This window comes from Mixta gaviniae (assembly GCF_002953195.1).
Classification (GTDB): domain Bacteria; phylum Pseudomonadota; class Gammaproteobacteria; order Enterobacterales; family Enterobacteriaceae; genus Mixta; species Mixta gaviniae.
In genome coordinates this window covers 2,842,202-2,854,367 of sequence record NZ_CP026377.1, presented here as the reverse complement: position 1 = coordinate 2,854,367, position 12,166 = coordinate 2,842,202, and the positions used below count along the sequence as shown (strand labels likewise).

General features: G+C 58.4%; 10 protein-coding genes. 6 read left to right on the top strand and 4 right to left on the bottom strand.

The features are described from left to right. Positions 1-19: 19 nt before the first annotated feature. Positions 20-577, bottom strand: a complete 558-nt coding sequence (gene puuR / locus C2E15_RS13350; protein ID WP_104957801.1) for an HTH-type transcriptional regulator PuuR — start codon at positions 575-577, stop codon at positions 20-22. After that, a complete protein-coding gene (puuD, locus tag C2E15_RS13345; protein ID WP_104957800.1) occupies positions 574-1,332 on the bottom strand; it encodes a gamma-glutamyl-gamma-aminobutyrate hydrolase in 759 nt (252 codons plus the stop codon). The genes puuR and puuD overlap by 4 nt, the downstream gene beginning before the upstream one ends. A gap of 214 nt (positions 1,333-1,546) precedes the next feature. Between puuD and C2E15_RS13340 the strand changes: the two genes are divergently transcribed. The 4 genes from C2E15_RS13340 to C2E15_RS13320 all read left to right on the top strand — a co-directional run bounded on the left by C2E15_RS13340 (position 1,547) and on the right by C2E15_RS13320 (position 6,699). Beyond that, positions 1,547-2,962, top strand: coding sequence for a glutamine synthetase family protein (locus C2E15_RS13340; protein ID WP_104957799.1), 1,416 nt, complete (start codon positions 1,547-1,549; stop codon positions 2,960-2,962). 10 nt (positions 2,963-2,972) lie between these two features. Further along, complete coding sequence (gabT, locus tag C2E15_RS13335; protein ID WP_104957798.1) at positions 2,973-4,268, top strand: 4-aminobutyrate--2-oxoglutarate transaminase; 1,296 nt, start codon at positions 2,973-2,975, stop codon at positions 4,266-4,268. A gap of 308 nt (positions 4,269-4,576) precedes the next feature. Further along, on the top strand, positions 4,577-5,944 hold the full coding sequence (locus C2E15_RS13325) for an APC family permease (RefSeq protein ID WP_104957796.1): 1,368 nt from the start codon (positions 4,577-4,579) through the stop codon (positions 5,942-5,944). A gap of 209 nt (positions 5,945-6,153) precedes the next feature. Then, the gene (locus C2E15_RS13320; RefSeq protein WP_104957795.1) at positions 6,154-6,699 is read left to right on the top strand and encodes a YfaZ family outer membrane protein; all 546 of its coding nucleotides are present in this window, start codon (positions 6,154-6,156) and stop codon (positions 6,697-6,699) included. Positions 6,700-6,767: 68 nt separating this feature from the next. Here C2E15_RS13320 and sbcB read toward each other — a convergent pair whose 3' ends face one another. Next, positions 6,768-8,195: an exodeoxyribonuclease I gene (gene sbcB / locus C2E15_RS13315; RefSeq protein ID WP_104957794.1), complete on the bottom strand. Its 1,428-nt coding sequence runs from the start codon at positions 8,193-8,195 to the stop codon at positions 6,768-6,770. A gap of 323 nt (positions 8,196-8,518) precedes the next feature. On the opposite strand from sbcB, the gene C2E15_RS13310 reads away from it, so the two are divergent. Both C2E15_RS13310 and C2E15_RS21400 read left to right on the top strand, forming a co-directional pair. Beyond that, positions 8,519-8,923 (top strand): hypothetical protein, encoded by a 405-nt coding sequence (locus tag C2E15_RS13310; RefSeq protein WP_104957793.1) that lies wholly within the window; start codon positions 8,519-8,521, stop codon positions 8,921-8,923. Then, positions 8,904-9,365: an RNase A-like domain-containing protein gene (locus C2E15_RS21400; protein WP_128861359.1), complete on the top strand. Its 462-nt coding sequence runs from the start codon at positions 8,904-8,906 to the stop codon at positions 9,363-9,365. Before C2E15_RS13310 ends, C2E15_RS21400 begins: the two co-directional genes overlap by 20 nt. A 289-nt stretch (positions 9,366-9,654) precedes the next feature. Here the strand turns inward: C2E15_RS21400 and C2E15_RS13305 are convergent, their stop codons facing one another. Beyond that, positions 9,655-11,979 (bottom strand): FdhF/YdeP family oxidoreductase, encoded by a 2,325-nt coding sequence (locus C2E15_RS13305; protein ID WP_104957792.1) that lies wholly within the window; start codon positions 11,977-11,979, stop codon positions 9,655-9,657. Positions 11,980-12,166: the final 187 nt, after the last annotated feature.

Genomic DNA, 12,166 nt, shown 5'->3' with positions numbered 1-12,166 from the left:
GGCGGGTCTCCTTGGCGGCTCAGAAGCTGGCGGGCGTATGGGCGCTGACGATGCGACAGGGTCGCGTCGAGGTATTGCTGAAGCTGTGCGGCAGGCCGGTATCGATAACGTAGCTCTGTCCCGCCTGCAGCCGATAACTCTGGCCGCCGATGGTCAGGGTGATTTCGCCCTCCAGCAGCGTGCCGGTCTCTTCGCCAGGGTGGCGGATTTTCTCGCCGGTAGTGGCGCCCGGCTCATAGGTTTCCAGCAGCATCGCCAGATTATGGCTCGCATTGCCGTTATGGATCAGCTTCAGCGAGACCCCCTGGCTGCCGATATCAATCAGCTCCTGCGGCTCAATTACAATTTTCGGTGGGCTGTTTTTCAACGTCTCCGAAAAGAATTCCGACAGCGATAGCCCGTAGACCTTCAGCAGCTTCTGCAGCGTACTGACGGCAGGGCTGACCTTATCCTGTTCAATGGTGCTGATGGCGCTGTGCGTGAGTCCGGCGAGTTCGGCGACGCGTCGCTGCGATAAACCTAACTCCTGGCGGATCTGTGACAGCCGACGTCCCGGGGCCAGCGTGGCTTCGTTCATAGCCGTTTTTCCTTGGGGTATTGATGACAGGCGTGAATAAAAGCCCCGAACAGCTGCGTCGAGGCTTCAGCATGTTGATAACGCCATTCAGGGTGCCACTGCACGCCGATGGCGAACGGATGATCCGGTACCGCGACCGCTTCGATCACCCCGTCCGGTGCGGTCGCCTCGACCTGCAGTAGCGGGCCGGGATGCCGCACCCCCTGTTTATGCAGCGAGTTCACTTCAATGGCGGTGGCGCCGCGCAGCAGCTGCGACAGACGTCCGCCGGCGGTCAGCCGGATCGCGTGGGTCGGCGCATACTGATCCGCTAACGGTCGGGCGTCGTCGGCGTAATGGCGAATCGCTCCGGCGGGCAATGCGCGGTGCAGCGTGCCGCCGGTGGCGACCACCAGCTCCTGCATGCCGCGGCAGATCGCCAGCAGCGGCATATGAAGCGGTAGCGCCTGACGGATCAGCGCCAGCGCCAGCGCGTCGCGGCCCGGATCGGCTAGCGCCTCTTCGCCGCTTTCTGCATAGCGCCAGGGCTCGATATTGCTCGGGCTGCCGGGCAGCAGCAGCCCGTCAAGCAGCGGCAGGGTGCGTCGGGCGATGGCGTCGCCCAGATCGGGGCGGTGCGGCAGTGCGACGGGAACGCCGCCCGCATCCATAATGGCGTCAAGGTATTTCTGGTGCAGCACAAAAGCAGAATGGCCGTCTTTCTCGGTGCGGCATGTCAAGACGCCAATCAATGGCCTGTCCATTATTCTTTCCATCCTGCCCCTTAGCTTAACTGGCAAATATTTCTGACAAAAACGCAGCGGGCGCGCCGATTTGTACAATATATTTTCAATCTAGTCAGGCTTTGTTCAATATTCAAACTGCTTTGTAACATTTGCACACTTTTTGTCTTGTGACTATGTTCTAGATGTGGCCGTTATTTTGAGCAATACGCACAACCTTTATAAACGGTAAATGGCGGGTGGGATCATGACAAACCTGGTGGAAGTGGAAGACTTCACGCGACACAGTGAAGAGATGCGAACCAGCGCGTTCCAGAATGAGGTAAAAACCTATCTGGAACGCCATCCTGAAACAGAGTACGTCGATATTCTTCTTAACGATCTGAACGGTGTTTTTCGCGGCAAACGTATTCCGGTAAGTAGCCTCGCCCGGCTGGAAAAAGGGTGTTACTTCCCGGCATCGGTTTTTGCCATGGATATTCTTGGTAATACCGTCGAACAGGCCGGCTTAGGCCAGGCGTTAGGCGAACCGGATAATATTTGCACGCCCGTCGAGGGCACGCTGGTTCCCGCCGCTTCCGATCCCGACCATATCGCGCAGCTGCTGTTAACCATGCGCAATCAAGATGGCACTCCCTTTGACGTTGAACCCCGAAATGTACTGAACAATCTCTGGCAGCGCTTGCGCAACCGGGGACTGTTTCCGGTGGTAGCGGTAGAGCTGGAGTTCTATCTGGTCGATAAACAACGCGATCCCGAAGGCTATATTCAGCCGCCCTGTACGCCCGGCAGCGATGAGCGCAGCATGCAGAGCCAGGTCTATTCCGTCGATAACCTCGATCACTTCGCCGAGGTGCTGGGCGATATTGACCGGCTGGCGAAGCTGCAGGGCATTCCCACCGATGGCGCGCTGGCGGAAGCCTCGCCCGGCCAGTTTGAAATCAATCTGCATCACACGCGCAATGTGCTGAGCGCCTGCGATCACGCGCTGCAGCTGAAAAGGCTGGTGCGTCAGGTGGCGGAAAACCACGGCATGACCGCCACCTTTATGGCCAAACCCTATGAGGAGTACGCCGGCAGCGGTATGCATGTGCATGTCAGCATGCTGGATGCCGCCGATCACAACGCCTTCGCCTGCGACGACGGCAGCGATTCGCCGCTGCTGAAGCGCGCGCTGGCGGGCATGATCGATCTGATGCCCGCCTCGATGGCGCTGCTGGCGCCGAACGTCAACGCCTACCGCCGCTTTGTGCCCGAATCCTACGTGCCGCTGCAGGCCTCCTGGGGCCACAACAACCGTACCGTGGCGCTGCGCATTCCCTGCGGCGATATCGATAACCGCCGCATCGAATATCGCGTCGCCGGCGCGGACGCCAACCCCTGGCTGGTGATGGCGGCAATTTTCGCCGGGATCCTGCACGGGCTGGACAATGGGCTGACGCTGCCGGCGCCGGTCACCGGCAACGGCCACACCTCGGAGGGCACGCCGCTGCCGGTACGCCAGAGCGAAGCGTTAGGCCAGTTCGCGCAAAGCCGCGCTCTGCGCGATTTGCTGGGTGAGCGCTTCAGTTTTGTCTGGCATAGCTGCAAACATCATGAGCTGATGCAGTTTGAACGGCTGATTACCGCCACGGAAATTGACTGGATGTTGAAAAACGCCTGAGGTGATGCGGATGCAAACGAATCAACAGTGGCAGGCCCGGCGCGAGGCAGCAGTGACGCCGGGCGTCGGCAACGCGCTGCAGATCTATATTGCCAAAGCGCGCAATGCGGAAATCTGGGATGTGGAAGGACGGCGCTATATCGATTTCGCCTCTGGCATCGCGGTACTGAATACCGGCCACAACCACCCGGAGGTGATGCGCGCGGTGCAGGGGCAGCTGGAGTGCTTTACGCACCCCTGTTTTCAGGTAACGCCCTACGGCAGCTATGTCGCGCTGGCGGAGAAGCTGAACGCGCTGGCGCCGATTGCCGGCCCGGCGCAGACGCTGCTGATGACCACCGGCGCCGAGGCGGTGGAAAACGCGATTAAAGTGGCGCGCATCGCCACCGGGCGCTCCGGCGTTATCGCCTTCCGCGGCGGCTTTCACGGCCGCACGCTGCTGGGAATGGCGCTGACCGGCAAGGTGCAGCCCTATAAAAAAGGGTACGGGCCGTTTCCTGGCGGCATCTTCCATGCGCCTTATCCGGTCAGCTATCCCGGCATCAGCGAAAGTCAGGCGTTAGGCGCGCTGCAGGGTATCTTCGCGGCGGATGTCTCGCCGGATGACGTGGCGGCGATCATTATCGAGCCGGTGCAGGGCGAGGGCGGCTTTTACGCTGCGCCGCCGACCTTTTTGCGCCAGCTGCGCCAGATCTGCGATGAACACGGCATCGTACTGATCGCCGATGAGATCCAGAGCGGCTTCTGCCGCACCGGCAAAACCTTCGCCATCGAGCATAGCGGCGTCGAACCCGATATTATTACCATGGCGAAAAGCCTGGCCGGCGGTTTTCCGCTCTCGGCCGTGGTCGGACGCGCCGCGCTGATGCAGAAGGCGCAGGCGGGCGGGCTTGGCGGTACCTATGCCGGTTCGCCGGTCAGTATCGCCGCCGCGCTGGCGGTGCTGGAGATTATCGAACGCGAGCAGCTTAACCGGCGCGCGCAGGAACAGGGCGAGCAGGTGGCGACCTTTCTGCAACAGCTGGCGGAGCAGTTCGACTGCATTGGCGACGTGCGGCACGTTGGCGCGATGATCGCCATGGAGCTGGTGGAAGAGGGGGATGCGCAGCGTCCGGCGAAGGCGCTGACCCAGGCGCTGGTGCAGGAAGCGGGGCGTCAGGGGCTGGTATTGCTCGCCTGCGGCGTGCGGGCCAACGTGATTCGTTTTTTGATCCCACTCACCGCAGAAAAAGAAATTGTTACCGAAGGTCTCAACATCTTGTCATCCTCCCTCCAGGTAGTGCAGAATATGCGCCCTGCAAAATAGGAAATAACCGGCGCCTTACGCGTCGGTTATTTTTTTGCATTTAATCAGGCTAATTTTAAAGAGGCCGGCCTGCGTGCCGGATAGATACACACACAGAACACGTTTACCGTGTGGTTTTGAGGAAAAAAAGATGGGGCAACTCGTTAACTTCTCACCAGCGTTCGCTGGTATTCGACTCCGCGATGATTATGGCGCAACCGGCTTCGGTCCTGCATCCTCCGTCACGCCTCTGAAGAACCTCTCTCGCTTAACGCGAAGTTTCCCTGTGGTCCGCCCGCATCAGGCCGCCGCTATGGGGGGACTTAACCATGACGCATAATGTCAACAACGCCGCACAGCCGCGTCGTACCCACCTGAAAAAAACACTGACTTTAATGCCGGTGGTGATGATTGGTCTCGCCTATATGCAGCCGATGACGCTGTTCGATACCTTTGGTATCGTTTCAGGCCTGACCGACGGTCACGTCGCCACCGCCTATGCTTTCGCGCTGATCGCCATCCTGTTTACTGCGCTGAGCTACGGTAAGCTGGTACACCGCTTCCCATCTGCGGGATCCGCTTACACCTACGCGCAGAAAACCATTAGCCCGCATGTCGGCTTTATGGTTGGCTGGTCGTCGCTGCTTGATTATCTGTTTATGCCGATGATCAATATCCTGCTGGCGAAAATCTATTTTGAAGCGCTGATCCCCGATATCCCTTCATGGATTTTCGTGGTGATGCTGGTCGGCTTTATGACGCTTTCCAACCTGCGCGGCATCAAAACCGTCGCCAACTTCAACAGCCTGATTGTGGTGTTGCAGGTGGCGGTGATGATCGTGCTGATGGGCATGGTGATTTACGGCGTGGCGCACGGCGAAGGCGCCGGCACGCTGGTCAGCAGCCGCCCGTTCTGGTCGGATAACGCCCACGTGGTGCCGATGATCACCGGCGCGACCATTCTCTGCTTCTCGTTCCTTGGCTTCGACGGCATCAGTTCGCTCTCGGAAGAGACCAAGGACGCGGAGCGTGTGATCCCGAAAGCGATCTTCCTGACGGCGCTGATTGGCGGCATCATCTTTATCGTGGTGTCCTACTTCCTGCAGCTCTATTTCCCGGATATCTCGCGCTTTAAGGATCCGGACGCCTCGCAGCCGGAAATCATGCTCTACGTGGCGGGTAAGACCTTCCAGTTCGGCATCCTGATTTTCTCCTGCGTGACGGTGCTGGCCTCCGGAATGGCTGCTCATGCAGGCGTGAGCCGTTTGATGTATGTGATGGGCCGCGACGGGGTGTTCCCGGAGCGCTTCTTCGGCTACGTGCATCCGAAATGGCGTACCCCGGCGCTGAACGTGCTGCTGGTGGGCGCTATCGCGCTGCTGGCAATCCGCTTCGACCTGGTGACGGCGACGGCGCTGATCAACTTCGGCGCGCTGGTGGCCTTTACCTTCGTGAACCTGTCGGTCATTTCGCAGTTCTGGATCCGCGAGAAGCGTCGCCATACGCTGAAGGACAACTTCAACTACCTGGTACTGCCGCTGTGTGGCGCGCTGACGGTGGGTGCGCTGTGGGTTAACCTTGAAGAGAGTTCAATGGTGCTGGGCCTGATCTGGGCCGCGGTCGGTATCATCTACCTGGCTTTCGTCACCCGCAGCTTCCGTAATCCGGTGCCGCAGTACAGCGAAGAATCGCTCTGATTTAACGCGTTAAACGGCAATCAAGGCCAGACAGCTGTCTGGCCTTTTTTTCGCCTGTTATTCAGCCGGAGGGATCGCCTGCATCCTGTGCGGTAGCGAAGGACGCGCCGGCGGCTGTTTCGCGCTTATCGGCCCGCTGCTCTTGTATCTCACGGTCAGCTCCGTTACCCTTCGGCCAGCAATTACTGCCTGAATGAATGGAGTTGGCAATGTTTAAAAAAGTAGTGGTAAGTGGCGGTCTGGCGCTGGCGTTGGCTGCAGGTTCGGCGCAGGCTATCGAGGGCAGCGTTGATGTGGGTGAACATTACACCAACCTGAACGTTGGACTGGGCACCACCTCCCCTGGCCTGAGCCTGTCCGGCAACTGGATGCGCAGCGATCACGATGGCGATGTCTCTGGTCTGCGTCTGGGTTATAACGTCGAAGTGGGTTCCGTTTTCCTGACCCCGGGCATCAAAGCGATGTGGATCGATCCGGAAGATGGTAAAGATGGCTTCGCCGCAGCGGTTGGCGCGGGCATCAGCTTCCCGGTGACGAAAATGCTGGGCCTGTACGGCGAATATTACTACTCGCCGGAAGCCTTTACCGATCACCTCGACAGCTATCAGGAAGCGTCGGCTGGCCTGAGCTTTACGCCGATCTCCCTGTTGAACGTACGCGTTGGCTATAAATACGCCGAGCTGAACAACAAAGGCGATCGTAAAGACAACGTGCTGGCTGACGGTCCTTACATCGGCGCTTCGCTGCGCTTCTGACGGCTCTGCTCGTTCAGCATAAAAAAGCCGCCCATCGGGCGGCTTTTTTACGGGCGGCGATCGCCGGATCAGGAGACCAGCTGACGCGCGTAATCATACAGCGCTTTCAGCTGCGTCATCTTCTCTTTATCGCCATCGTGCAGGTTGGCCAGCGACTCCAGCTCCAGCAGAAACGCCTCGATGCGTTCGCCGTTCAACACCTCGCGGCGATGCTGCAGCCAGCGCTGCTGCTCGCTGTCGTCCAGCGTGCCGGGGTAGTTGCGCGCGCGATAGCGGAACAGCAGCTTCTCAATGCGCGCATCGTTAAAAGTGAGATCGAGCGCGGGCAGATTGGCGGGCGCGGTTTTCTGAATAATGGTCATCGCTGATTTATCGGCATCGCTGAAGAAGCCGTTATAGATCTGGGCATCGACATCGTCTGCAGGGGTAAACGGCTCCGCTTCAGCATAGATCGCCACCACTTTTTCGCGCACCTCAGCGTGCTGACGCAGCAGCGCCAGATTATCGAGGCAGCGCTGACGATCGATGCCCAGCCGTTCGGCATCTTCCGGACGCAGCGTATTGGCGGGCGCCAGCACCGGACATTTATTGCTGTGAACCAACTTAATTGGCACGGGCGCGCTATCGCCCAGCGCCTGACGCGGCGTATAGAGCCTTTCGCGCAGCGCATCGGCATCCAGCTCCAGCAGCGGGCTGATATCTTCCGCCAGGTCGCAGACAATCAGCGCGTTGCGGTTTTCCGGATGCCAGGCGAGCGGGGCGATCCAGCTGGTGTTGCCTTTTAGCGCGCCGAACATGCCGGAGATATGCACCAGCGGCTTCATCTGCGGGATATCGATCAGCGTATTGATCTTCTGTTTGGTGCGGTGCCGGAACAGGAACTCGAACAGCTTCGGCTGTTTTTCTTTCACCAGCTTCGCCATGGCGATAGTGGCGTAAACGTCCGACATCGCGTCGTGCGCATTGCTATGCTCCACGCCGTTGGCCTGCGTCAGCAGCTCCAGCTTAAAGCTCGGCAGCCCGTCTTCGTTTTCCGGCCAGTTGATACCGTCCGGACGCAGCGCGTAGCAGGCACGCATCACATCCAGCAGATCCCAGCGCGAGTTGCCGTTCTGCCAGCTCCAGGCGTAGGGATCGTAGAAATTGCGGTAAAAAATATTGCGCGTCACCTCATCGTCGAAGCGCACGTTGTTATAGCCGACCACGCAGGTGTTTTCGACGGTGAACAGGGCATGAATGCGCCGGGCGAACTCCGCTTCAGTGACGCCGCGCGCCTGCGCCAGCTGCGGCGTGATGCCGGTGATCATCACCGCCTCCGGCTGCGGCAGATAGTCATCCGCAGGCTGGCAGTAAAAAACCTCCGGTTCACCGATGATATTGAAATCCATATCGGTGCGGATGCCGGCGAACTGCGCCGGGCGATCCAGCGCCGGGCTTTTGCCGAAGGTTTCGTAATCGTGGAAGAGGAAGGTTGGCTGGTTCGCGTTATCGCTCACTGTTTTTAAATGCCCTTATCTGTTACTGAGATGTTTGTCTTTGCGTTCTTTCGGCGGTCTGCGTTTAGCTATCCGCTGCCCTGCATCGCGCTTTAGTGATGACGGTAAAATGACTATAGCTACCTGTGCCGCAAAAAGCTGCGCCTCTATGGTAAACCATATGCTGGCTGCGCCAAAACACTGGTTTGGCATGGCGTGAAGGGAAGGTTTACGCCACCACGGCGGCAGGTTGGTGGTGCCTGAGATGGCGATAAGATGAACGACCATTGAAATGGATTACGCTATTTCCGGATGATAAAAAGCCATTGACAGGAAGCGTTGTGATGGAAAAGGAATTCGAATTTGCCGTATCGCCGGTCCAGCTGGCGAGCGTGCTGGCTGACTGCACGGTAACGGAGGCAGAAGCGCTCAGCAACAGGCTGCCGGGCGCTCTTGAGCTGATGTTGGGTGCGGTAGAGTTGGCAGGCGCCGCTGCGCTTTGCATCGTGCCTGAACCCACGAGGCTGACGAAAGCGGCGTGCGGGGTTGCCGGCGCGCACAGCCTGGATAGCATTCATGCTGCTGCAGACCGCATACTGACCGGCCAGAAAACGCGCACAGCGTCGTTCCGAACTATGGAGGCGGCTAAACAGCCCGGCGCCGGCGACAGCGCGGCCGGAGTTATTGAGCTGACCGTCAATATTGGCGTTCCCTCTGCGGCGGGGGGGCGTGGGGCGTATCCCGGATAAATTATGCGCGCGCAGGCACGCTGAAACTGGTAAAGCAGGAAGGCATCAAAAAATTGGCGGGCACCCCCTCAAAAAGCACGTTGCAAAAACGGATAAAGAACTGCTGGCGCGTCTGGCGCAACGTCATGACGCACGTACGGCCACATCTTTTTACAGCGTAGAACAAGCCGGGCACGTTATCAGCGCCGCATTACGGGCTCACCGGTTTAACATCCCTCGTTGGGCGAATACGCGCAGCATTGAAAAACCGTTAGAAATCACCTGGGACGCAGACACAGAAGTGGGCTATGGATTCCGCAGAGGAAACCAGATAAAGAAAAACTCATCTCTGGTAAATCTGACGCAAACGTATTTTGGTCAGGCTCGCGAGTCGTTTGGTGAAACTATCGAGGAGGTCGTTAAGCGTTATTGCGATAATGGAGAGAACGCAACGCGGTGGTGAAAAAACGAAATTACAGAGAGACTGAAAACGGAAGATGAGAGCGAGTTGGTCGCCCGAATGGAACTGCTGGCAGAAAATCAGTTTTCCCCCGAGCCCTGGAACGAAACCTGGCGGAGCTTCCTGTAGCGTGTGCTGGTCGCGCCAGGCTAATGGCGCTTTCCATTGGAACGCGCGCCTTGCTAATGCAGCTTAGGCATTCCAGACCCACCCCATCAAACACTAAAAAACGGCCATCATTGATGGCCGTTTCACTATGCTGACTGCTCTCAGCGCCGCAACGCCGGCACCGTCAGCGGCGCGCGCCGGAGGTTTCTACCGGCTCCAGGCACGGCTCCATCTCAATCGGGATGCTTTTATACGCGGGGATGCCGCTCTGCGTATCGTGGCTGTCCAGCGGCACCATTACGTTCGCTTCCGGATAGTAGGCCGCGACCGAACCCTGCGCCATATCCAGCACCACAATCGTCAGGTTATCCATACGGCGCGAGGTGCGCTTGCCTTCCGGATCGAGGGCGATGATATTCACCTTATCGCCGACCCGCAGCTGACGTTTTTCCGCTTCGTCCGCATTGATAAACAGTACGTCGCGTCGGCCGGTCACACCGCGATAACGGTCGTTCAGGCCATATAGCGTGGTGTTGTACTGGTCATGGCTGCGTAGCGTGGTCAGCACCAGATCGTGGCACTTCAGCGAGCGCGGATCTTCGTTTACCCCTTCCATAACGATAAACTGCGCCCGACCGGAAGGGGTGTTCCACTCACGCGCCGCTGCCGCATTGCGCAGCTTAAAGCCGCCCGGCTGCTGTACGCGTTTATTGAAATCTTCAAATGCCGGGAAAACCGCCTCAATCGCTTCGCGGATAAAGCTGTAATCGCCGATCATCCTGTCCCAGTTCACTTTGGTGTGAGGCAACGTCGCCTTCGCCAGCCCGGCGACAATTGCCGGCTCCGATTTCAGATGCGGCGAGGCGGGCTTCAGCATCCCGCGCGAGGCATGCACCATCGACATCGAATCTTCCACCGTAATGCTCTGCTCGCCGGAAGCCTGCACATCCTGTTCGGTGCGGCCCAGCACCGGCAGAATATAGTTATGCTTGCCCAGCAGCAGGTGCGAGCGATTCAGCTTGGTCGCCATATGCACCACTAAATCGAGTTTGCGCATCGCTTCGAAGGTCACCTGCGGATCGGAAATCGCTTCCGCGAGGTTGCCACCGAGGCAGAGCAGCGCCTTCGCCTTGCCGTCGCGCATCGCCTGGATCGCCGCAACCGCGCCGTGACCATGCTCCTGCGGCGGGGTAAAGCCGAACACTTTTTCGATGCTGTCGAGCAGCTCCTGCGACGGGATTTCGGTGATGCCGACGGTACGGTCGCCCTGTACGTTGGAGTGACCGCGCAGCGGACAGATGCCTGCGCCTTGCTTGCCGATATTGCCGCGCATCAGCAGCAGGTTCGCAATCTGCTGCACGTTTTGCGTGCCGTACTGATGCTGGGTGATGCCCATGCCGTAGCAGATGATGGTTTTTTCCGATTTGGCGTAGAGACGGGCGATGTTCAGGATCTCCTCATAATCCATGCCGGAGACTTTGAGGATATGCTGCCAGTCGGTGCCGTCCAGATCCTGCTTCAGCGCGTCAAAACCTTCGGTATGTTCGGTGATAAAGGCTTCGTCAATCACACCCGGCTCGCCCGCTTTCAGAGCGCGCTCGTGCATCGCCAGCAGCGCTTTCATCACCCCTTTCAGCATCGCGGCATCGCCGCCGACGCGCACTTTGTAATAGGTAGAGGCGAGAGCGGTAGAGCCGAGCGACAGCATCTCAATCGGGCTTTGCGGCGAGGTAAAACGTTCCAGGCCGCGCTCGCGCAGCGGGTTGATCGCCACGATGGTGGCGCCGCGTTTAGAGACTTCGCGCAGCGTACCGAGCATGCGCGGGTGGTTGGTGCCGGGGTTGTGGCCGATGCACAGCACCAGATCGCAATGGTCGAAATCCTCTAAATCGACGGTGCCTTTACCGACGCCGATCGATTGCGGCAGCCCGACGCTGGTCGGTTCATGACACATGTTCGAGCAATCGGGGAAGTTATTGGTGCCATATTCACGGGCAAACAGCTGGTAAAGAAAGGCTGCTTCATTGGAGGCGCGGCCGGAGGTATAGAACTCCACGCTGTTCGGATCTTCATAGCTTTGCAGCTTTTCGCCGATCTCGCGGAACGCCGTTTCCCACTCGATAGGCTGGTAGGTGTCGCTGGTGGGATCATATTTCATCGGGTGCGTCAGCCGGCCTTCGCCTTCCAGCTCAAAGGCGTTGCGATGCCACAGCTCGCTAACCGGGTGTGCGGCGAAAAATTCTGGCGTGGTGCGTTTGCTGGTGGCTTCCCAGGAGACCGCTTTAGCGCCATTTTCGCAAAATTCAAAAGAGGAGGCGTGGCGCGGATCGGGCCATGCACAGCCGGGGCAGTCAAAGCCCTGCGGCTGGTTAACTTTGAACAGTGCAATAACATCCTGCTTCACTGACATCTGACCGCGCAACGCATCGGCAACCGCCTTTAACGCGCCCCAGCCGCCAGCCGATCCACCATAAGGAGCAATACCAATTGTACGATTCTGATGTTTCATAACTCTCTGCATTCTGTTGATGACCTGTTACTAAAGCGTAGGACACACAGAGCGCTTCGTGGCTAGACTGGGAGGAAAAACGGATCTAATTGCTTTCGAAATATTACAGGCGCAGCGAGCGAAACGACAGGAAGATAAATTGCGTAATGATTAAACTGTGCTAAACATTAAAGAGTCTATCTGAACA

What these genes read in the sequence shown, in the direction of transcription:
- C2E15_RS13310 (WP_104957793.1), top strand. Translation starts at nt 8,519, where the DNA reads ATGGAAAAGGAATTCGAATTTGCCGTATCGCCGGTCCAGCTGGCGAGC.
- C2E15_RS13320 (WP_104957795.1), top strand. Translation starts at nt 6,154, where the DNA reads ATGTTTAAAAAAGTAGTGGTAAGTGGCGGTCTGGCGCTGGCGTTGGCT.
- puuR (WP_104957801.1), bottom strand. Translation starts at nt 577, where the DNA reads ATGAACGAAGCCACGCTGGCCCCGGGACGTCGGCTGTCACAGATCCGC.
- C2E15_RS13325 (WP_104957796.1), top strand. Translation starts at nt 4,577, where the DNA reads ATGACGCATAATGTCAACAACGCCGCACAGCCGCGTCGTACCCACCTG.
- gabT (WP_104957798.1), top strand. Translation starts at nt 2,973, where the DNA reads ATGCAAACGAATCAACAGTGGCAGGCCCGGCGCGAGGCAGCAGTGACG.
- C2E15_RS13305 (WP_104957792.1), bottom strand. Translation starts at nt 11,979, where the DNA reads ATGAAACATCAGAATCGTACAATTGGTATTGCTCCTTATGGTGGATCG.
- C2E15_RS13340 (WP_104957799.1), top strand. Translation starts at nt 1,547, where the DNA reads ATGACAAACCTGGTGGAAGTGGAAGACTTCACGCGACACAGTGAAGAG.
- puuD (WP_104957800.1), bottom strand. Translation starts at nt 1,332, where the DNA reads ATGGAAAGAATAATGGACAGGCCATTGATTGGCGTCTTGACATGCCGC.